20 protein-coding genes are annotated in these 21,360 nt (G+C 58.0%); 8 read left to right on the top strand and 12 right to left on the bottom strand.

The window, feature by feature from the left end:
• Together ACI3K0_RS29565 and ilvD are read left to right on the top strand one after the other, a co-directional pair.
• Positions 1-119, top strand: a 119-nt coding sequence (locus tag ACI3K0_RS29565; RefSeq protein WP_404946882.1) for a DUF4112 domain-containing protein, incomplete at its 5' end; no start/stop codon positions are given.
• Positions 120-286: 167 nt separating this feature from the next.
• Positions 287-2,122, top strand: a complete 1,836-nt coding sequence (ilvD, locus tag ACI3K0_RS29560) for a dihydroxy-acid dehydratase (RefSeq protein ID WP_183830281.1) — start codon at positions 287-289, stop codon at positions 2,120-2,122.
• A gap of 69 nt (positions 2,123-2,191) precedes the next feature.
• Here the strand turns inward: ilvD and ACI3K0_RS29555 are convergent, their stop codons facing one another.
• From ACI3K0_RS29555 to ACI3K0_RS29545, 3 genes are all read right to left on the bottom strand, one after another.
• Entirely contained in the window at positions 2,192-3,118 is a 927-nt protein-coding gene (locus tag ACI3K0_RS29555; RefSeq protein WP_183830278.1) for a bestrophin family protein, read from the bottom strand.
• 252 nt (positions 3,119-3,370) lie between these two features.
• Positions 3,371-3,724 carry a lysozyme inhibitor LprI family protein gene (locus ACI3K0_RS29550; protein ID WP_394353705.1) on the bottom strand — a complete coding sequence of 118 codons (354 nt, stop codon included), beginning with the start codon at positions 3,722-3,724 and terminating at the stop codon, positions 3,371-3,373.
• Positions 3,725-3,757: 33 nt separating this feature from the next.
• Entirely contained in the window at positions 3,758-4,132 is a 375-nt protein-coding gene (locus tag ACI3K0_RS29545; RefSeq protein ID WP_183830275.1) for a YkvA family protein, read from the bottom strand.
• Positions 4,133-4,258: 126 nt separating this feature from the next.
• On the opposite strand from ACI3K0_RS29545, the gene ACI3K0_RS29540 reads away from it, so the two are divergent.
• Positions 4,259-5,662 (top strand): DegQ family serine endoprotease, encoded by a 1,404-nt coding sequence (locus ACI3K0_RS29540; RefSeq protein WP_148145273.1) that lies wholly within the window; start codon positions 4,259-4,261, stop codon positions 5,660-5,662.
• Positions 5,659-6,975, top strand: coding sequence for a replication-associated recombination protein A (locus tag ACI3K0_RS29535; protein WP_183830272.1), 1,317 nt, complete (start codon positions 5,659-5,661; stop codon positions 6,973-6,975). The genes ACI3K0_RS29540 and ACI3K0_RS29535 overlap by 4 nt, the downstream gene beginning before the upstream one ends.
• 9 nt (positions 6,976-6,984) lie before the next feature.
• On the opposite strand, the gene ACI3K0_RS29530 is transcribed toward ACI3K0_RS29535, so the two are convergent.
• From ACI3K0_RS29530 to ACI3K0_RS29510, 5 genes are all read right to left on the bottom strand, one after another.
• Positions 6,985-7,803: an alpha/beta hydrolase gene (locus ACI3K0_RS29530; RefSeq protein WP_210303965.1), complete on the bottom strand. Its 819-nt coding sequence runs from the start codon at positions 7,801-7,803 to the stop codon at positions 6,985-6,987.
• Positions 7,804-7,953: 150 nt separating this feature from the next.
• The gene (locus ACI3K0_RS29525; protein ID WP_183830270.1) at positions 7,954-8,256 is read right to left on the bottom strand and encodes a DUF1883 domain-containing protein; all 303 of its coding nucleotides are present in this window, start codon (positions 8,254-8,256) and stop codon (positions 7,954-7,956) included.
• 242 nt (positions 8,257-8,498) lie between these two features.
• Positions 8,499-9,500, bottom strand: coding sequence for a ketopantoate reductase family protein (locus tag ACI3K0_RS29520; RefSeq protein WP_183830268.1), 1,002 nt, complete (start codon positions 9,498-9,500; stop codon positions 8,499-8,501).
• A gap of 102 nt (positions 9,501-9,602) precedes the next feature.
• Positions 9,603-9,818: a hypothetical protein gene (locus ACI3K0_RS29515; RefSeq protein WP_148145269.1), complete on the bottom strand. Its 216-nt coding sequence runs from the start codon at positions 9,816-9,818 to the stop codon at positions 9,603-9,605.
• A 79-nt stretch (positions 9,819-9,897) separates the two neighbouring features.
• The gene (locus ACI3K0_RS29510; RefSeq protein ID WP_343226873.1) at positions 9,898-11,040 is read right to left on the bottom strand and encodes an acyltransferase; all 1,143 of its coding nucleotides are present in this window, start codon (positions 11,038-11,040) and stop codon (positions 9,898-9,900) included.
• A gap of 321 nt (positions 11,041-11,361) precedes the next feature.
• Here ACI3K0_RS29510 and ACI3K0_RS29505 point away from each other — a divergent pair, with 321 nt between their 5' ends.
• A complete protein-coding gene (locus ACI3K0_RS29505; protein WP_148145268.1) occupies positions 11,362-11,997 on the top strand; it encodes an outer membrane protein in 636 nt (211 codons plus the stop codon).
• Positions 11,998-12,479: 482 nt separating this feature from the next.
• Positions 12,480-14,468, top strand: coding sequence for a methyl-accepting chemotaxis protein (locus tag ACI3K0_RS29500; protein WP_404946881.1), 1,989 nt, complete (start codon positions 12,480-12,482; stop codon positions 14,466-14,468).
• Between the two features lie 413 nt (positions 14,469-14,881).
• On the opposite strand, the gene ACI3K0_RS29495 is transcribed toward ACI3K0_RS29500, so the two are convergent.
• A complete protein-coding gene (locus ACI3K0_RS29495) occupies positions 14,882-16,267 on the bottom strand; it encodes a DUF882 domain-containing protein (RefSeq protein WP_343062365.1) in 1,386 nt (461 codons plus the stop codon).
• A gap of 371 nt (positions 16,268-16,638) precedes the next feature.
• On the opposite strand from ACI3K0_RS29495, the gene ACI3K0_RS29490 reads away from it, so the two are divergent.
• Together ACI3K0_RS29490 and ACI3K0_RS29485 are read left to right on the top strand one after the other, a co-directional pair.
• A complete protein-coding gene (locus tag ACI3K0_RS29490) occupies positions 16,639-18,258 on the top strand; it encodes an alpha/beta-hydrolase family protein (RefSeq protein WP_246435763.1) in 1,620 nt (539 codons plus the stop codon).
• 290 nt (positions 18,259-18,548) lie between these two features.
• Positions 18,549-19,640 carry a glycerol dehydrogenase gene (locus ACI3K0_RS29485; RefSeq protein ID WP_183822187.1) on the top strand — a complete coding sequence of 364 codons (1,092 nt, stop codon included), beginning with the start codon at positions 18,549-18,551 and terminating at the stop codon, positions 19,638-19,640.
• Between the two features lie 89 nt (positions 19,641-19,729).
• Here the strand turns inward: ACI3K0_RS29485 and ACI3K0_RS29480 are convergent, their stop codons facing one another.
• The 3 genes from ACI3K0_RS29480 to ACI3K0_RS29470 are packed head-to-tail and all read right to left on the bottom strand — an operon-like array spanning position 19,730 to position 20,951.
• Complete coding sequence (locus tag ACI3K0_RS29480; protein ID WP_183822469.1) at positions 19,730-20,008, bottom strand: DNA-binding transcriptional regulator; 279 nt, start codon at positions 20,006-20,008, stop codon at positions 19,730-19,732.
• A 37-nt stretch (positions 20,009-20,045) separates the two neighbouring features.
• Positions 20,046-20,321 (bottom strand): BrnT family toxin, encoded by a 276-nt coding sequence (locus tag ACI3K0_RS29475; protein ID WP_183822185.1) that lies wholly within the window; start codon positions 20,319-20,321, stop codon positions 20,046-20,048.
• A 51-nt stretch (positions 20,322-20,372) separates the two neighbouring features.
• Entirely contained in the window at positions 20,373-20,951 is a 579-nt protein-coding gene (locus ACI3K0_RS29470) for a Swt1 family HEPN domain-containing protein (RefSeq protein ID WP_404946880.1), read from the bottom strand.
• Between the last annotated feature and the right edge of the window lie 409 nt (positions 20,952-21,360).

Here is a 21,360-nt window from a genome sequence, read left to right as displayed (position 1 = left end):
CCTTCGTCGGCAGCGTGCCGGTCGCGGGTGACCTGTTCGACCTTTTCTTCAAGTCGCATCGCCGAAATCTCGATATCATTCTCGATCATTTCGACTTGCGTCGTGAGGATTTACGATAGGGCGGAGATCGGCGCGGATAAGAACCGTACCGTACCGTACTGATTTATCGATAACCGGCAGTGACAGTGATCAGCAGTTGGTTTAGGACATTTTTCAAAAATGCGGCCTTTTGTGTCTCTGCCGAGGAGCGGGTAGACTATTGGCCTGATCGAGCGAGGAAAGACCTATGCCTGTTTATCGTTCCAGAACCACCACCCATGGCCGCAATATGGCCGGCGCACGCGGCCTTTGGCGCGCCACCGGCATGAAGGACGGCGATTTCGGTAAGCCGATTATTGCCGTGGTCAACTCGTTCACCCAGTTCGTGCCGGGCCACGTGCATCTGAAGGATCTCGGCCAGCTGGTTGCCCGCGAGATCGAAGCCGCCGGCGGCGTCGCCAAGGAATTCAACACGATCGCAGTCGATGACGGCATCGCCATGGGCCATGACGGCATGCTCTATTCGCTGCCGTCGCGCGAAATCATCGCCGACTCGGTCGAATACATGGTCAACGCCCACTGCGCCGATGCCATGGTCTGCATCTCCAATTGCGACAAGATCACCCCCGGCATGCTGAATGCCGCGATGCGCCTCAATATCCCGGCCGTGTTCGTCTCCGGTGGTCCGATGGAAGCCGGCAAGGCGACCGTGCATGGCAAGAAGGTTGCGCTCGATCTCGTTGACGCCATGGTTGCCGCAGCCGATGAGAGCTATACGGACGAGGAAGTCGAGACCATCGAACGCTCCGCCTGTCCCACCTGCGGCTCCTGCTCCGGCATGTTTACCGCCAATTCGATGAACTGCCTGACAGAGGCTCTGGGTCTGTCTCTGCCCGGCAACGGCTCGACACTCGCCACCCATTCCGATCGCAAGCGCCTTTTCGTTGAAGCCGGCCACCTGATCGTCGATCTCGCCCGCCGTTATTACGAGCAGGACGACACGAGCGTCCTGCCGCGCAACATCGCCACCAAGCAGGCTTTCGAGAACGCCATGTCGCTCGATATCGCCATGGGTGGCTCCACCAATACAGTGCTGCATATCCTGGCTGCTGCCTATGAAGGCGGCGTCGATTTCGGCATGGAAGATATCGATGCGCTGTCGCGCAAGGTGCCTTGCCTGTCCAAGGTCGCGCCTGCCAAGCAGGATGTCCACATGGAAGACGTCCACCGCGCCGGCGGCATCATGCGCATTCTCGGCGAACTCGACCGTGGTGGTCTGATCAACCGTGATTGCTTCACGGTCCATGAAGCAACGCTCGGCGATGCCATTGACCGCTGGGATATCACCCGAACGAATTCCGAAACCGTCCGCACCTTCTTCAAGGCCGCTCCCGGCGGCGTGCCGACCCAGGTTGCCTTCTCGCAGTCTTCTCGCTGGGATGAGCTCGACACCGATTCTGAAAAGGGTGTCATCCGCTCTGTCGAAAAGCCGTTTTCCAAGGACGGCGGTCTGGCCGTGCTCTACGGCAATATCGCTCTCGACGGCTGCATCGTCAAAACCGCGGGCGTCGATGAATCGATCCTGAAGTTCTCCGGCCCGGCCCGCGTGTTCGAAAGCCAGGACGCATCCGTCAAGGCCATCCTCTCCAACGAGATCAAGGCCGGCGACGTCGTCGTCATCCGCTACGAAGGCCCCAAGGGCGGCCCCGGCATGCAGGAAATGCTCTACCCGACCAGCTATCTAAAGTCGAAGGGCCTCGGCAAGGCCTGCGCGCTGATCACCGACGGCCGCTTCTCTGGTGGCACCTCGGGCCTCTCGATCGGCCACGCCTCGCCGGAAGCCGCCCAGGGCGGTGCCATCGGTCTCGTGCAGGAAGGGGACCTGATCGAGATCGATATCCCGAACCGGACGATCAACCTCAAGGTCTCCGACGCCGAGCTTTCCGCCCGCCGTCACGAGCAGGACGCACTCGGCTGGAAGCCGGCCGCGCCTCGTAAGCGCAATGTCACGACGGCACTCAAGGCCTACGCCGCATTCGCAGCTTCTGCTGACAAGGGCGCGGTGCGGATACTGCCGGAATAAGAATTGCAGTCTCTCACAAAGAAAGGCCGGCGCATGCGCCGGCTTTTTGCGTTTCGACTGATCTCGAAATTACAGCAGAATGTGATCCACCGGCTTGGGCATGGGCGGCAGGTCCGTATCTCCCAGCATGCTGCGTAGGTCGATTTCGATCACGGTTGAGATGGCGGCAATCGGCAGGTCGTTTGGCAATGTCCCGAACGGCTCTTCCAGCTCATCACCAAGCGCATCGAGCCCGAAGAACGTATAGGCGACGAGACCTGCGGCTAGCGGCGTCGCCGGACCCAGCACATCGGCGAAGCCGAACGGCACCATGAAGCAGAACATGTGCGCCGTTCTATGGATGAGCAGCGTATAGCCGAACGGAACCGGCGTCGTTCTCAATCTTTCGCAGGCGGCGAGCGAGCCACTCAGTCGCGTCATTGTCCGGTCGAACAGCGAAAATTCGACATCGCTCAGCATGCCGTTTCGCTGCAGCTCGATCAGCTGGCGGCCGATAAGGTCGACGATATGGACGGGCGGATGCCTGGAGGCCTTGATCGCGTCGGACATCTCCTTCGGCAGGAGACGTACCGCACTGTTGTTCGGACAGTCGCCGCCGCGCAGGAATTTGACCAGCTCGTCGGCAAGTACGACGGTCAGAAGCAGGATGAGACGCCGTGCCTGACTTGCCTCCGCGCTGCGGGCCTCGAAAAGCTCCGTCTGCCGCGCAAGATCGCGGCTCGCCGCCAGCAGCTCCCCCCAGTTCTTGCGCGCTTCCCACCAGCGCTCGTAACAGGCGCTGTTGCGGAACGAAAGGAAGATCGATAGCGCGATGCCGATCAGCGTAAACGGCGCGCCGGCGACCGAAGGGACGAATTGCGGTGCGAGACGATGCGCGATGACGATAATCGCCGACATCGCGACGACGACGAGCATCTGGGGAAAGATCCGCTGGATGACGGAGCCGCGGTAGATGAAGAAAAGCTGCCCGAGCGTGGGGCGTTCACGAATGATCATGCTGAAATGCCGAATTGGCCGACGCTAATTGTCGATGACGGGAGGGGTGTTTCCGGACGCGGCCGGACCCGGTCATCCGCCGCCCTTGAGACACCCGCGCTCCCGTACGCTCCTTGGGAATCTCGTCCGCGACCAGACGACGCAGCAAGATTAGTCGATTGTCGGCAGCACCGCACCGGTCAAGCTTGGGCATGCGGCAGAAAGCCGCATGACTTCGCTCGATCGGATTGCGGCAGATCATTGCACGCCGAATTAAAGCGGTCGGCTGAGCCCTTCAAAGGCTTGCGTGAGCTGCTTCATGCGCTCTTCATAGGCTGCCATCAGGCAAGCGACATCGCCGCCGCAGGCCTGGCGCTTTTTCAGCCATGCGCTCTGTTCGTCACGAAGTGCGTCTCGGGTTCCCATGGCAAGCAGGCTGGTGAGGATATCGAAAGTCGTGGCCATCTTCACATCCGCGTCGTTGAGCACGCGCGTATCGCAGATCGCCTTTTCATCGGCGGCAAGATCGGTCCGTTCGCAGTCGAAACTCGCAGCAGATGCAGGAATGGGAAGGGTGGGGGCGATGAGAAAGCTCATTACGCCCAAAACAGCCAGTCTCGATTTCATCGTCCATGCTCCTGATCTTGCGCCGGAGACCGGTCAGAAGAACTTCTTCAGGCTCCAGACCATGAAGATGATGCAGGCAAGCCATATGGCAAGGATGAAGGCGAGACCCGACCGACTGACGGGACGCCCCGACCGTTGTTCGGCCGCCAGACGGAACTCCGACATCAGCTCCTGCGGCACAAGCCGGATGGCGATGAGGATGCCGACCGGCACCAGAATGAGATCGTCGAGATAACCGAGAACGGGAATGAAGTCGGGGATAAGGTCGATAGGGGAGAGCGCGTAGGCCGCCACTGCTCCTGCCACCAGTTTGGCGCTCAGCGGCACGCGCGGGTCACGGGCGGCAAGCCACAGGGCGACGATATCGCGCTTGAGGGCCTTTGCCCATGCTTTTGCCTTTTTCAGCATCTTCTTATCTCGGTTGAGGCCGCTACCCTATAGACGAACGAATGCCCGTTTTGTCTGGCAAGGTCACCTTTATTTTCCAGCCTCCGGCGCTAAAACTCGATCCGGAAATTCGCAAAGAGGAATCACATGCCCAACCTGCTCAAGCGTCTCTCGGTCGGTCTTCTCGTCCTAGCCGTGGTTTGTCCCGTAACCGCCTATGCGCAGGACAGCAAAGCGGTCCCCCAGAGCCGTCAGGAGATGCAGCTGTCCTTCGCGCCGCTCGTCAAGCAGACGGCCGGTGCCGTGGTCAATGTCTATGCCGAACGCCTCGTGCAGCGCCCGAACATGATGACAGGCGACCCCTTTTTCGATCAGTTCTTCGGCCAGCGCATGCCGAACAGATCGGAAAAGCAGTCCTCTCTCGGCTCCGGCGTGATCCTCTCGCATAACGGTCTCGTGGTCACCAACAATCACGTCATCCAGGGCGCCGACGACATCAAGATCGCGCTCGCCGATGGCCGCGAGTTCCCTTGCGAGCTGGTGCTCAAGGATGAGAGCGTCGATCTCGCGGTCCTGCGGATCAAGAGTAAGGAGAATTTCCCGGTGCTTGGCATCGCCGATTCCGACCGCACCGAGGTCGGTGATCTGGTTCTGGCGATCGGCAATCCCTTCGGTGTCGGCCAGACCGTCACCAGCGGCATCGTTTCGGCGCTTGCCCGCAATCAGGTGTCGAGCGGTGATTTCGGCTTCTTCATCCAAACGGACGCATCCATCAATCCGGGCAATTCCGGCGGCGCGCTGATGAACATGAATGGCGAGCTGATCGGTATCAATACGGCGATCTTTTCCCGTGGCGGCGGCTCGAATGGTGTCGGTTTCGCAATCCCCGCCAATCTCGTGAAGGCCTTCCTCGTTGCTGCCGAAGAGGGCAAGACAACGTTTGAGCGGCCCTATGTCGGTGCGACCTTCGATGCCGTCACGTCCGATGTCGCCGAAGCACTTGGCCTGAAAGCCGCCCGCGGCGCACTGGTGGTTCGCACCGTCGAAGGTGGCCCGGCGGATAAGGCTGGCCTCAAGCCGGGCGAAGTGATCACTGCCGTCAATGGCGTTGCAGTCGAGCATCCCGATGCCCTCGGTTACCGCCTGACCACGGCCGGTCTCGGCAAAAAGGCGGATCTGACGGTCCAGACAAGTGACGGGCAGCGGGAGATGACGCTGGTGTTGAACACCGCCCCTGAAACCACGCCGCGCGACGAGCGCTTGATGGAGGGCCGCAACCCGTTTTCCGGCCTGCATGTTGCGAACCTATCGCCCAAGCTTGCAACCGAGCTTCACCTGTCGACCGAAAAGACCGGCGTCGTCGTGACCGATGTCACCCGCGGATCGCCTTCTGCACGTCTTGGTTTCCAGCCGAACGACATCATCGTTTCCATCAATGGCAGCACGGTCAACACCACCAAGACGCTCGAAGACATGCTGGATGCTGACCCGAGCTTCTGGCGCGTCGAAATCGAGCGTGGCGGCCAGCGTATCCGGCAATTCTTCCGATGAGCAACGACCTGTTCTCTCCCAGTATTCCAGATGATGTCGCCAGCCGGAGACCGCTGGCCGACAGGTTGCGCCCGACCTCGCTCAGCGAGGTCACCGGCCAGTCACATCTGACGGGAGAGGACGGTGTGCTGCGCCGCATGATCGCATCCGGCACGCTTGGCTCGATGATCTTCTGGGGACCGCCGGGAACGGGAAAGACGACCGTTGCCCGGCTTCTGTCCGGAGAGACGGGCCTCGCCTTCGAGCAGATTTCGGCGATATTTTCGGGCGTCGCCGACTTGAAGAAGGTTTTCGAGATGGCCCGCCTGCGCCGGATGGACGGGCGACAGACGCTTCTCTTCGTCGACGAGATCCATCGGTTCAACCGCGCCCAGCAGGATAGCTTCCTGCCGGTCATTGAGGATGGCACCGTGATCCTTGTCGGCGCGACGACCGAAAATCCGAGCTTCGAACTGAATGCCGCTCTCCTGTCACGTGCCCGCGTCCTGACATTCAGGGCGCATGACGAGGAGAGCCTGGAGGAACTTCTCAAGCGTGCCGAAGATGTGGAGAAAAAGCCGCTACCGCTCGATGACGAAGCACGGGCGACACTCATCCGCATGGCGGATGGCGACGGCCGTGCAGTCTTGACGCTGGCGGAAGAAGTCTGGCGCGCCGCAAGGGTAGGGGAAGTCTTCGATACGGCCGGCCTGACCGAGATCGTCCAGCGCCGCGCTCCGATCTATGACAAGGGGCAGGACGGTCATTACAATCTGATCTCGGCCCTGCATAAAGCCGTTCGCGGCTCCGATCCCGATGCCGCACTCTATTATCTCGCCCGTATGTTCGATGCCGGTGAGGATCCGCTCTATCTCGGTCGACGCCTGGTCAGGATGGCGATCGAGGACATCGGCCTTGCCGATCCGCAGGCGCTCGTCGTCTGCAATGCCGCCAAGGATGCCTACGATTATCTCGGTTCGCCGGAGGGCGAACTGGCGCTCGCCAATGCCTGCGTCTATCTCGCAACCGCTCCGAAATCCAATGCCGTCTATACCGCCTTCAAGTCGGCAATGCGGGCGGCCAGGGAAAACGGCTCGCTTCTGCCGCCCAAACACATCCTCAATGCACCGACCAAGCTGATGAAGCAGGAAGGCTATAGCGACGGCTATCGCTATGACCACGATGAGCCGGATGCCTTTTCCGGCCAGAACTATTTCCCCGAGAAAATGGGCCGCCAGACGTTTTACGACCCGCCGGAGCGTGGTTTCGAGCGTGAGATCCGGAAACGGCTGGAGTGGTGGTCGAAACTGCGCAGGGAACGCGGCGAACCCTGATGTCTTGGCCTAGAGATGCCGTTCTATCCATTGCTCCGCGAGGCTCGCCCAGGACGCATGGGTGCCGGACTTGTCTCTGAGCGCAAAACCGTGAGGGGCCGTCCCGAAGATATGGGCATCCACCTCACGCTTGGCCTGCCGGGCCGATCGGATTAGGTTGAGCACGTGATCCACCGGCACGGATTGATCATGCAACGCATAGGCAAGAAATAGTGGTATATTTGGCATTCCGTGCGGTATCGCCGCTATCCCGATCGGCCAGTCATCGTAAAAGGCCTGTTTCTCGACCGGAGGATAGTCTGGTTTTCCTTCAGGCGATTTGTAATCCCGGTGATTGGCGTTTACCGGTGCATAGGCGATGATCGCACCTTTTGCTGCAAGCGGATGATTTTGGCAGGCCATCACGCCAGCGAGGTGCCCTCCTGACGAAAGGCCGACATGGAAAAGCGACAGATGCGGGCTATTTTTATGCAGATAATCGAGGCAGGAAAGCGAGTCGGTTAGTGCAACATCCTTGGGATGCAGACCTTCCTCGGCTTGGGAGCCCGGCAGGCGATGCGTCACGACATAGGCGTCGATAGAAAGCGAATTCAGCCAAAGTGCGACCTCGACGCCTTCCTTGTCATGCATCAGCTTCAGATATCCGCCGCCGGGATAGATCAATGCCTGCGCTTTCGGCTTCGTGACTTTATAGACATGTAGTTCCAGCCGCCGGACAATCTCATAACTCCGGTCAGGCCACGAGCCGCTCAGCTGGTTAGCCGCCTCGTTTGAGAGGGGAATAACGTTTCCATCCATGCTGGTCTCGATATGTTGCAATTCCGCCAAAGCTGTATCCTCCCATGCAGCATGCTCATCACGACCTGGTGAGAGCAGGCCGCATGGTGTTCACAGAACGCATGGCGATCAAGATGATGAGATTACGCATCTTGACGCATCATGCGCCCACGCGTCCGTATAATTTGATCACGAAACCTGCTATTGTGGGCTTTGCATCGCTGGAGCGGGAATAAGTTTGACAGAAGATTCCGCCAATCCATGGTGGCCTTCGGTATCGACGATCAAGTGCCAGTGCCCATTTTCTGGGATGACCAGCCGAACCGGCGATTTGCGCGCAATGCCGCCGGCATATTTGAAATCGAGTCGTTCTGTAAATCGCTGATAGTTCACCGCATTCATGAGGCGAATATTGTTTACCGCACTCAATGTCACCTCGATCGCGGTGCCCGCGCGCTGTGATTTGAGATCGTAATGGGTAAAACGGAAATTTGGTCCCGTCATGTAAGTCTCTTTGCTACCCCGTCCAGGTTTGCGCAACTTTAGCGGCTGTCGGGTTAAGGATTGGTGGAACCTAACCCTTGCTGGTGGGTTATATTGGTGAATGGCGAAGCTGAGAGCGATCGATGCAGTTGCCAGAGGAATAAAGCCGGTGGTGCCCGTCCCCTGTGCCGCCCGACAATAAAAATGAGACATATAATTAGAACCTCGCCGCGTCCCCTCGGCGAGGTTTCTTTTGCGCTGAGTTATCTCCGATTTTCGACATTGAGCTGTTGAGCGAGTGTCAATATTGTGTCGCAGATTGGTGTCGGGACATTCGCAAGCTTTCCAAGTTCGACCACCATCCCGTTGAGCGGAATGATTTCCAGCGCCTTGCCGGCAATCAGGTCCTGAAGCATGGACGTCTTGACCGGGCCAAAGCCGTTGGCGCTAGCAAACTGTTCGTCTGCTGATCGTTGGAACCGGCAACCGAGCGCGATACCGACCGCCTGCACCTCGTTCATGATCTTGCGAACCATCTGCGCCAATTCTGGATTGGCCATCAGGTCGACCATCAGTGTCCGCGTCAACGCGCTGATCGGATTGAACGCGGCATTGCCCCTAAGCTTGGACCAGATCTCGTCGCGGATGCGCGCAGTCGGTCGGATATCGAGACCGGCCTGACCGAGCAGGTCTGCAACGGCCTGCAAGTCGGCGGAGAGATTGCCGTTTGGTTCTCCGAGGAAGAAATGGCCCTTGCCGTTGAGCTTGGTACGGCCGGGCTGGATCACTTCGGCGCCTTGGTAGGCCACGCAACCAATGACGCGCTTGGGATTGATCAGCGTCCACAATTTGCCGTCCGGATCAAGTTGCGGCAATTGTCGTTCTGCAAATCCGCTTGTCTCATCCTGATGGAAGTACCACCACGGTATACCATTGAGGATCATCATCACCCGCGTTTGGGGGTGAAGCAGAGATGCGATGCCGTCGGCTGCTGCTGAAAGCTGATGCCCCTTCAGGCCGGTGATCACGAGATCCTGCGGTGGAAGGCTTGAAGGATCGTCAGTTGCCGTAACTCGTGCTGAAATCGCAGGAAAAGCCTCGTTGTCATATATGACACTCAAGCCCTGTTCTTGAATTGCGGCGAGTTGTGCCCCTCGGGCAATGACGGAAACGTCCACCTTCCCTTCAAGGGCATGCGCGATATTTGCCGCAAACGCCCCTCCAAGTGCGCCTGCGCCATAAATGCAAATTGTCTTTATGCTCATCGTCCCTCGCTGCATTCCAATTGTCTGAGGCAGGGTAGAGCAGCGAGGGCCGCAAGGTGAAGGAGTTTTTGTAATAATTCAATTTCTGCGTAGCGCCGCAGGTCAGTGAGGTCGAAGGATTGGCAAGAGTTCGTTTCGCCTCAACTCATCTATCGCGACCACAGCTTCGTCGAGAGGCCATCCTGCATCGAGTGCCGCGGAAAGCATCTTGAGCTCGGCCTCCTGCTCAAGGGCCAGAAACAACGGCTCAAGAGCCTCCTGGACCGTGAGAACATGGTCTTTCGGCGAGGCGACGGATTGGCGTGCGTCGTTCGGCATGGATGCAGTTCTCCTCTCTTTTTTGCGCGAATCCCTGTCAATTTCCCGGGAACGGAAAAAGTTCCCGTCGAAACCTCTTTTATTTTTGAACTAGTGCTGGCCGGTGGAGAATTCGCCTCTTGAAGCGTTTCTGTAATGGCTGGTCGAGCCAAATCGTCACGCACCATGAAATGGCGACGATCAAGGTGACGAGAGCAATGCCCGAAAATGGCATCATTTCGGGGTTGGCGATACCGGGAGCGATAACATGCGCCCAGTCAAGCAATGGAGTATGCAGCACATAGACGGCATAGGAGGCGACCCCGAGAAAATTCGCGACGGATGAGGTCCTCGGGCCGGGCACGATCGCACTCGCCCAGTAGAGTAGTATCGGCCAGACGAAGAAAACGACAAGCAGGTCGAAGATCCATCGCCAGTCCCGTGGAGTCGGGAACGCGAGTACAAGCATCAGTATCCCAAGGCAAAGGAGTGCGTGTACCGGTCGCATCACGGGCATCTTGCGACGGTAGCGATAGATCAGCATCCCCATGGAGAATGAAAAGAAGACGCGAGCCATACCTGCATACATTTCATGCCAGCGGAAACCGGCATGCAGACGCTCGAATTGCAGGGCGGCCACCACCAGAAGTATAGCGCTTATTGCGAGCACGATGCCAATCTGGATCAGCGTAGCCCGCGCCCCCCGCAGAGCATAGGCCATGTTTGCAACAAGTTCGTTGAACAGCGACCATGCCGGATGGACCAGGAAAAGCGCCGCGTTGAACGAGATGGTGACAGGCGAGGGAAGGAAGAAAAGCCCGGTTGCGAAAGCAAGCAGAAGTTCGTTCGGGATCACATGTTCGTCTGCCATGACCGGAAGGCCCGCAAGATACATATGAATGTAGTACGCCGTAACCAGCGCCAGCGCGATCGCATAAAGGGGATAAAGTCTCAGTAGCCGGGCTTTCATGAATTGTAGCGGTGAAATCCGCCCTTCTGAAAGCGAAGCGCCGTAGGCATGGGCAAGCACAAAGCCACTTAAGGCGAAAAATAGATCGACCCCCAGATAGCTGGAGGGTAAGGCGTCTCCCAGCAGATCCTCGGCATGACGCTGGATGATGAATATCGCAGCAATGCCCCTCAACCCGTCGAGGAGGACAAAACGGTCTCTGGCTGATCGTTTTCCTGTTTCCATAATACCCCGAGGGTTGCTGTCTGGCGGACTCGATAGGATTCCGAACAAGATAGTATCCAACGTTGCGCCGGCCAGATCTTCCGCTGATTTGGCTTCTGGAATTTGTCTAGGCTGACAATGAATTGTCAGACGAAATGCGGCCCTCAACCCCCTCGCGATGTCGTGAATGCCCGGTGCAAGCCTTTCTGTGGTGACACCGGTCGCAGTTAATGGAGTGTTTATAAATTCGTGAAATTAGAAGGCAATCGGTGCGGGATCGCACATGCGGCCGGGGGTAGGGCAAATCCGCATGAGTGACCCGAGGCTTAAGAGCTGGATGTATCGCCTGCCCATCCACCAGACGCAGGCTGTGTATGGAGTAAATCTATTATGAACAACAAGCCCTTCGCGCTGGCTCTTGCCGCCGTTTTCGTTTCCGGCTCTGTAATGTCGGTATCTGCTGCTGACCTGACCAGCTCCTATGAGCCGCCCGCTTACAACGAGCCTTCTGGCCCGTCCTCCGACTGGAGTGGCGCTTACGTTGGTCTGAATGCCGGTACCGCTTCCGACAAGCTGAACCCGTTCTCGAGTTCCTCTGAATTCACGGGCGGCATTCATGGCGGTTACAACACCGAAATCAATGGTGTTGTGGTTGGTGGTGAAGCCGAGCTCTCCCATCTCGGTGATGCGGAAGTTGGTGTGCGCGGCGGTACGCTGAAGGAACGTTACCGCGTCGCAGCCAAGGGTAAGGTTGGTGCACCGCTTGGCAATACGCTGGTTTACGGTACCGCCGGTGTGGCAATGACCAGCCTGCGTGACAACGGTGCGACTGAAGGCCCGGATGGCTGGAAGCCTGGCTGGCTGGTCGGCGCAGGTGTCGAGCAGAAGATCACCGGCAATCTCTCGGGTCGGGTCGAATACAACTATACCCAGACCAACGATGTACGCAGCTTCCGTGCTGGCACGACTTCCGAGAAGGATATCGGCGACCACACGATCAAGGCCGGCGTAAACTACCGGTTCTAAAAATATCGAGCTTCAAGGCTCGCGAATGAAATGACGATGGCGTCGCATACCTTAGGGTCTGCGGCGCCATTTTCGTTTGTCTTGAACGAAATGTGTGGGCTACGGGCGTCGGCTGCATGAATAAGCGGTGGGCTGCTGCTGGAGCCGATAATCAGGCGATCCGCAATAATTAAGTTTTCTGATTACAGAAATTATACTTGAGTATAGATTCATAAATTTATGTTTTTTTCCGTTTTAATTATGAGGAATCACCAATAAATCGAATTGTTTTTGACGTTTGTCACTGTTTTTCAAGTGTTTGTACTTGGTTATTTTCGATGCATTAATTCATCTGGGATCTTCTGTCGACACTGCAGGTGAGCCTGCTTGAGCCGTCGCATGATGCGCGCACCCAATCCTCAGTCATTTCTGTGACGCCGCTGCACATTCAGTTGCGGTTATGGCGCATTTCCGACCCTGTCGATTTCATAGGTACTATTACGATGTTGAAGCATATACGCATCAGAACCAAGATCCTTCTGTCCATCGGCGTATTGGCGCTTATCTCTCTCTGCGGAGTGTCCTATCTCACTTACAAGTTCGATGAAGCCAGTCTCGCCTATAACGAATTTCTAAATACCGAAGCGAAGGCTGCCCTGTTGTCGGCAAGAGCAAGCTCCGGCGTCAACGGTGCCGCCGTTCGCCTGGGCCGCCTTTTGCTGTTTTCGCCCGATGTGCCGCAATTCGAAACGGCACAGAAGGAATTTAATTCCCTTCTTGATATCGCCGTCGGCCGCATGCAGGAGCTTTCGGTACTTGTTCCGAGCACCAAACAGGCGATGGACAACCTTATGGTCGACATCAGCGGCGTGCGGGAGCTTCTTGCTGATATCGTGAAGCTGCGCAATGATGGGCAATATCCGGCTGCCGTGGCTCGGATGGGGGCGCTTGAAGGTCTGACAACGCGGATCTCCAAGCAGTTCAACGACAGCAATAGCGCCTTGCAGGCGGTGCAGACCGCCGGCACGGATCGTCTGGCGGCACTCGTGCACAAAACAATCGTGACCAACATGGCCGCTATGGTCATCAGCATTGTTCTCGTTCTTGTCCTTGCTGCATATTTTGTCCAACAAGGAATAACCAAGCCGATGAATGGCTTGCGCGCGCAGATGCAGCAATTGGCACGCGGAGAGACATCCGGAGAGATCGTCGGTCGCGATCGACGTGACGAGATTGGGGAAATGGCGGCTACAGTCGCGATCTTCCGGGAAAATGCGATTGAGCGTGCTCGTCTGGAAGAACAGACGGAAGCTACCAGGAGCAACGCCGAAAGCGAGAGAGCGCGTCAGGAAATCGAGAAAGCCTCGGAGGCCCGCAACGTCCAGTTCGCGCTTCAGTCGCTTGGCAATGGCTTGAAGCGGCTGGCCGCTGGTGATCTGGTGACAAGTATCGATACGCCGTTTGTGGCTGATCTCGATGTTGTTCGCGAGGATTTCAACGACTCGCTGAGCAGGGTTCGCGAGGCGATGCAATCCGTTGGTTTCAATGCGAAGGCAATTACCGCCAGTGCCAACGAGCTTCTTGCTTCGGCCGACGATATGTCCAGTCGCACGGAGCAGCAGGCTGCTTCTGTCGAAGAGACGGCCGCAGCGCTTGAGGAGATCACCACCACCGTCAAGGACGCGGCGAGCCGTGCCGAAGAAGCCAGCCAGCTTGTTGCCCGTACGCGTGCAGGGGCGGAGAAATCCGGCGAGATCGTTCGGGACACAGTGAATGCGATGCATCAGATCGAGCGTTCCTCGTCTGAAATCAGCAACATCATAGGTGTGATAGACGATATCGCCTTCCAGACGAACCTTCTGGCGTTGAATGCCGGGGTCGAGGCCGCACGCGCGGGTGATGCGGGCAAGGGCTTCGCCGTCGTGGCTCAGGAAGTCCGCGAGCTGGCCCAGCGTTCAGCCGCTGCCGCCAAGGAAATCAAGACGCTGATCAATACCTCCGGCAGCCATGTCGAGCAGGGCGTCAATCTGGTCGGCGAGACCGGGAAGGCACTTGATGCAATCGTGGCCGAGGTCCATGAGATAAATCGGCATGTTCAAGCGATCGCAGAGGCGTCACGCGAACAGTCGCTTGGCCTTCAGGAAATCAGCACGGCCGTCAATACGATCGATCAGGGAACGCAGCAGAATGCGGCAATGGTTGAGCAATCGACCGCTGCCAGCCATAGTCTTGCAAAGGATGCCGAGGCGCTGATGACGTTGCTTGGCCAGTTCCAGGTCGGCAGCGAAAGTCCGCAATCTTTCCGTTCCGCCGAGCGGCCTGCTTTCGATCGGCAGGCCTCGCGTGTATCCGCACCGGTGCGCGTCGCCGAGCAGGATGAACGGCCTCGCTTGTCTCCTGCTCGTTCCCTGGGGCGAAAACTCGCCTCCGCATTCGGTGGTGGTTCGGCATCAGCCGCTGCGGTAAAAGAGTCGGAATGGACTGAGTTCTGAGGCTTCTCTAACTCAAGCCATCCATGAGTTGCAGCCAAATCTGAACGGGCCTTCGAACCTTTGTGGCGAAGGCCCGTAATCATTTTACGGATTGATCACGTCAGGTGGGATTGCACTTCATTCCATTGCGTCGGGCATTGTCGACACAGTCACTCCTGTTGACGTAGCTCTCTGCCGAAGCGCCTACGATGCGGCCATTTGATGCCGTGCGGCGCCAGCGCCACTGGCTGCCACTCTGATAGATTTCCCAATTATCCCCATTGCTGTCCTTGCAATTCGGCATGTCGTCCTCCCGAGTGTTACAGCGAGAACGCTAGGCGATTCGGCAGGACCGCTCCACGAAGCGGATGCAGCCGCCAGGTGTATCTATGTGCGGATCCGGTTGTGCTTGTGGCTGACTTCCGCTGGCTCCGTTAGCCGCCGGACCAGAATCGGTCGTGATCGAATTCTTCTGCGATCGAAAGCGGCAACGGCGTTGTGCTCTCCGGTTTTGCCGTCAGGTCCGTCAATGTTCTGCCGATGACGACCGGCGCGGCCATGCCGACATTCTCGGCAGGGGCAGCGAGCGCCCATGACAAAAGCGTGTCTTCGCCATCGAATTCGTCCTCGACATCGAGATCTGGTCCCGAGATCGGCAGCAAGGCGATCGAGCCTTCCGGTGCTCGCAGCAATTTCATCCCGTCTGGTGCAGCAAGTGCCGCAAGGGCGCTGAAGGCCGGCGTGCTTGCAGGCGCCGAAGCCGCTACCGGTCGTGCCGCAATGATGGGCGCGAGGCTCGGTGTCGGCGCAAGCGATGCGGTCTGCACGGGATCGACATCGACAGCCTTCGACGGCCGCAGGATCGGCAGCGGGGCGGAGAGAGCTGCAAGATCGGCAAATTCTGGATCGCTCTTGCGGCTCGCTGCCTTGGCGATAGCCGTTGGGCTAGTCTGTTCCGCAAGTGCTTCCGCCGCACGGCTCTTCGGTGTCGGCAGCATCGCGGTCAAGAGGCCGCTGCCACCACGTTTTGCGCTGCCGGTATCCTCGTCATCATCCGGTGCCGTGCTGGCGATCTGGATCGATTGCGATCCGACGCGGCGCTTGTAGTCGGCCACCGCCTGATCATAACCTGGGAGCGGTCGTCCATCTGCCGGCACATGCATCGTCCTGCCGTTCGGAAAAACACCCACCAGTTCCTTGCGCGACATGCGCGGCCAGGCGCGTACACTGCCGACATCGAGATGCACGAAGGGTGAACCGGAGGTCGGGTAAAAGCCGACACCGCCAACCTGCGCTTGCATGGCAAGCCGGCGCAGCGTCGAGATTTTTACGCCCGGAATATAGAAATCCATCGCCTTGCCCAGCATGTGCTGGCTTTTCTTGGCAACGCCGGTACTGCGCGAGCGACCGCGCAGCATGCTGTTGGTGGCCGGCGAGCGATAGGCGGAAACGACATGGATATAGTCGGTGGCGCCGCTGCGCTGGTAAACTTCCCAGACGAGATCGAGAAGGCGCGGGTCCATCCGCGTCGACTGGTTGCGACGCCAGTCGCGCAACAGCCGGTTGGCCTGCGCAAGGCCCTTCTGGTCAAACCTGCCATTGCGCTTGTAGGTAATCGCTGCCCGCTCGCCCGTATGGGTGAAGTGCAGCTTCAGCGTCCGGTCTTCCGCAAACGCCATCGCGGCAGTTCCAGCACATGCGGAAAGCGCGAGAACCACGGCGCAGGAGGCCTTGGCGATTGTCAATGCCGTATCGGCGGCATGGCCAAGAAGCGTGCGGATAGCACTCTTGATGGGAGCATTCGACAGGGGCTGGAACACGACACAACTCGCTTTACGCCAAGATCACCACACCGGGACAAAAGGATGAGAACCCGGCAACGAAGCCCTGATTATGGTCAATGAAATGCTAATAGGAGGTTGACGAAATATTAGCCGTGCCGATCCGACACGCTTTCGTGAAGGCACGGGCAGCTTTTGCACCAATTTTTTGGCCGGTCCGGCTTGTCTGAGCCACCGACATGATGCCGGCAGAGGCTTGTGGATTTTCCCGCTGAAGTCGTGCAGGTTGCGCAGATGAGTGGCCGTGGCTCGCTGGATCTCATGACCTCGCGCGCTATTTGCCTTGATGGCGACAGATGGGGTGTTTCGAACAGTTGGGCGGGCGAATATTGCGATTTGTTTTGCGGTTTATGGGATCCCTGAGCGCAACGGGCGTGCTGCTCGCACTTCTCTTCTTTGCAGCCTCCCTCACGCCAAGCCTCATGCCACGGTCCTGGCTCATCCAGGGTGTCTTGTCCGGTGCCTGCGCTGCGATCGGTTATGCGTTCGGGGTCTTCATCGGCTGGCTCTGGCGTTATCTGGAACTTCCATGGTTTTCTAAACAAGCGGCGCCTTTGAGGGCAACCACGCTTCTCTTCGCCATCATCGTATCGGTCGTGTTCCTCTGGCACGCGGTCGAATGGCAGAATTCGATCCGCACGCTCTGGCAGATGCACCCGCAGCAAAGCGCAGATCCGTTTCGTCTGGCAGGGATAGCCGCGATTACGTTCGCCGTGCTTCTGGCACTCGGCTGGCTGTTCCAGCTCGCCGCAAGCCGGTTTTCCCACTGGCTCGACGCGATCATGCCGCGCCGCGTTTCCAATGTTCTCGGGTTAACACTGGCGATCGTGATGTTCTGGTCGATCGGGCAGGGCCTTCTTGTCCGATGGGCGCTCGATGCGACCGACGCCTCGTTCCAGAAGGCCGATTCGCTGATCGAGCCGGACGAGACGCCACCGACAAGCCCGGCCATGACCGGCGGGCCGGGCTCGCTGGTCGGCTGGGATACGCTCGGCCGGCAGGGCAGAGTCTTCGTCTCGACCGGCCCGAAAGCCGAATCCATCGGCAAGTTTTGGCAGAAGCCGGCGCTCGATCCTGTACGCGTCTATGCCGGGCTGAACAGCGCGGAGACAGTCGAGGAGCGTGCGGCTCTGGCTCTCAAGGAACTGGAGCGGCAGGGCGGGTTCGAGCGTTCGCTGCTGGTGGTTGTCGTGCCCACGGGTACCGGCTGGGTCGACCCGGCCGCCATGGATACGCTGGAATATCTGCATGATGGCGATATTGCGAGCGTCGCCCTGCAATATTCCTATCTCTCGAGCTGGCTTTCCCTGCTGGTCGAACCGGAAAACGGACAGGATGCGGCGCGTGCGCTGTTTCAGGCGGTCTATGACCACTGGAAAACTCTGCCGAAGGATCGGCGGCCACGGCTCTACCTGCATGGCCTGAGCCTCGGCGCGCTGAATTCGCAACTCTCCACCGACATCTATGATGTCGTGGCCGATCCGTTCCAGGGCGCCCTGTGGAGCGGTCCGCCTTTCCGCAGCGCCAGATGGAATGCGATCACCGCGATGCGCGAAAAGGGCTCTCCCGCCTGGCTGCCGAAATTTCGCGACGGATCGGTCGTGCGCTTCGCCAACCAGGTGGAGACGGCCTCCGGAGACTTTGCGCCCTGGGGGCCGATCCGGATGATCTATCTGCAATATGCAAGCGATCCGGTCACCTTTTTCGATCCGTCCTCCTTCTTTCGCGAGCCCGCCTGGCTGAGAGGCCCACGCGGACCGGATGTATCGCAAAGCTTCACCTGGATTCCGGTCGTCACCGGCCTGCAGCTTGCCGTAGACATGGCGATCGCCACCAGCTCGCCGATCGGCCACGGCCATGTCTACGCGCCCGAGCACTATATTGATGCCTGGATTTCGCTGACCGATCCTGCCGTGTCACCGCAAGACGTCCCCCGCCTCAAGCAGCATTTCCAATCCATGGGAAACTGAGATTTCCTGCGCCCGGGCGACAGAGGTTCGAGATTGGAAACACAGCGTCCATCATATGGCGGTCGGCGGGCGGTTCACACTCCGGTGAAAAGCACCTGATTCAACAGGATATTGTTTTTGCTGTGTTAAAATGAATTTCCTGCAATGATCTGCCTCAATGAACTATCCGCCCGCCGCTCCATTCTGGCCGGTAACGGTTTCGTTGGTTGCGCCCAAACCCTTGCCTTGGATCGCCAGCCGGTCGATATCCGCGTGGTAGTTTTTCCATTGATCAACTGGAAGTGACAGACATGACCAAGCGAATTTTTGCCTCCCCCGGCCGTTATATTCAGGGAAGCGGCGTCATTGCCGAACTCGGCGATTATCTTTCCGAAATGGGCACCAAGGCTCTTCTCGTATCCGACGATATCGTCTGGGGCCTGATCGGCACGAAGGTCGAGGCGGCAGTCTCCGGCAAGGTCGAATTTTCCCGCGAAAAGTTCTCAGGCGAAGCCTCCACCAATGAGATCAACCGTCTCGTCGACGTGGCGAAGAAAAACGGCACCAACCTCGTCGTCGGTATCGGCGGTGGCAAGACGCTGGATACGGTGAAAGCCGTGGCCGACGAGCTGAAAAGCCCCGTCATCATCGTCCCCACCATCGCCTCGACGGACGCGCCCTGCAGCGCGCTCTCGGTCATCTATTCCGATGACGGCGTGTTCGAGAAATACCGTTTTTATGCCAAGAACCCGGATCTGGTTCTGGTCGATACCTGGATCTGCGCCCAGGCGCCGGTTCGCCTCTTCGCATCGGGCATCGCCGATGGTCTCGCAACCTACGTCGAGGCGCTCGCCGTCCAGCGCTCCAATTCCAAAACCATGGTCGGCGGTTCCGCCACCATCGCCGGCATGGCAATTGCCGAAGCCTGCGAAAAGACGCTGCTGACCTACGGCCTCAGCGCCTATCAGGCGGTGGAAAAGAAGCTGGTAACGCCGGCCGTCGAAGCGGTCGTCGAAGCCTCAACGCTTCTCTCCGGCCTTGGTTTCGAGAATGGCGGTCTGGCTGCCGCCCACGCCATCCATAACGGCTTTACGGCGCTCAATGGTGATATTCATCACCTCACCCACGGCGAAAAGGTCGCCTACGGCACGCTCGCCCACATGATCCTCGAACAACGCCCCGACGACGAGATCGCCGGCTATATCGACTTCTACCGCTCGATAAAAATGCCGGTGACGCTGGCCGAACTGCACCTGGAAGGCGTGTCCCGCGAAGACCTGATCAAGGTCGGCCAGCTTGCCAACAGCAAGGACGACACGCTGCAGAACCTGCGTGCCGACTTCACGGCTGAGGAAGTGGCGGATGCGATCTTTGCGGTGGACGCGCTGGCGAAGGTTGTTTGATAGATAAATGCGTCGGGCATCTTCTGGTGCCCGGCTTCTCCTGCCGCAGCGCGACCTGCTGGCGCTTTCGTGAACGGGCGGATGGACGACTAAGCCACCAGCGCCTTGGCCGTCCCTTCAGGATCGACGGCGATCACCTTGAGATAGGCGCGCGCCGGCTGATCCGGCTCCGAACGCCCCTGTTCCCAATCCAGCAATGTGCCGAGCGGGATCCTGTAGCGCGCCGAAAACTCTTCCTGCGTCAGACCAAGCGCCCGACGAATGACCTTCACCCGCGGCATGCGGGGAGCCGTGCGAAGCTGCTCCTCGGTCATCGGCGGATTGTCGGCATCGGCCAACGCATTGTCTTCCGCTTCCTCGTCGGTCATGGCGTCGAGGTGAGACCAGTCGGTTTTGTTGTCTCTCTCAGTGGGCATTGTCGTATTCCCGTCGTTCGGCGCGGGTCGATTTTCGCGCGGAGATAAGGCGAATTGCCTCTTCGCGCTCGGTATAGATCACTGTCAGAAACCGGCCGTTGCCAAGCCCGACAATACGTCGCCGGATTTCACCGTAATCCATTGATCGTTCCTCTAGGTCGAGGGCGAATGGATCGTTGAAAACGGCCGAAGCATCAGCAAAGGTGATTCCGTGCTTCGCGAAGTTGGTCGCAGCCTTTAGTTCATCCCATTCGAAATTTATCATGGGTGACTACGGGGTTCCAGTAGGTTGTGTGTTGAAGCTATCGGTTGCTAATCATAGTCCTACAACTCGGTTCCAATCCCCGATATACATATACAATCTTTGAAACTCGCTGGGCAGAAGCATTCGGTTGTGAGCTATGAAGTTTCGCACTTTTTCCATCTCATCCATTCTTTGTTTAAGCCAGTGTTGAGATGGAAGGATGGGGAAATATTCCCATTTGTTGATGATAATTTGCGCGAGATGACCAAAATCTACAAAGCCCAGCAGATCTGTATTCTCTCCTTCAAGCCAAGAGTCTTGGATGGCTGTCTCACACCGAGATTCTGCATGGGATTTTATCTTAGGCGGTAGTTTCTCGATCCAGTCTAAGCCGTCTTTCTCTGAAAGAGTATCGCGAATGAAATCCCGCACCGAATTTTCGAAGCAAAACAAAACGGCATAAAGTCTCGCCATTTCGAGCGCTTGATTTCGGAGAGAAACATTAAATGGCGATAGAGCGGCCGCGAGCAATTTCTCTTCAACGTCGCTCTGATCTGCTCCAACTTGAATCCCTGCTGACTGGAAATTAGAAGCCTCCGCTTCAAACATTAGCCCTCGGAAGAGAAAATCTCTTAGTTCTTTAGTGGTCATAGAGATGCTCTCTCAATGACTTGAAAATGGCGTTGTAAACTTCGACGTCCTTTGTTGCCGGTAAGTGAATCTGGATGTTGTAGTGAAGGCCAGGTGGGGCTTTGGGGCTTCCATGGTGAATCGGGGGCGTCGTTCGATCTTCCGTAACCGCAACTGGTTGCGGAGCCGCTTCGCGTTTGTCGATCGTGCCATCTTTGAAATCAGCTAGCTCACATAAGGCCAAGAAAGTCTTTGTCATCAAGCTGGCGACGTTGTCTGTTGTATTGTGATAGCTTTTAAATTGATCGTGTCCCATGGAATGGTGTAGCTCGGTTGATCATCGAGCTTTCCGGCCAAGGCCGGGAATGGGTCAACTTGCGGCTGGCAAGCTGATAAGCTGATCATCGCTCATTGTGGCGATGGTTTCCAG

The sequence above is a fragment of the Rhizobium sp. ZW T2_16 genome (assembly GCF_044987325.1).
In the GTDB taxonomy this organism is placed as follows: Bacteria; Pseudomonadota; Alphaproteobacteria; order Rhizobiales; family Rhizobiaceae; genus Neorhizobium; species Neorhizobium cellulosilyticum.
This window is presented reverse-complemented; position numbering and strand designations above follow the sequence as displayed.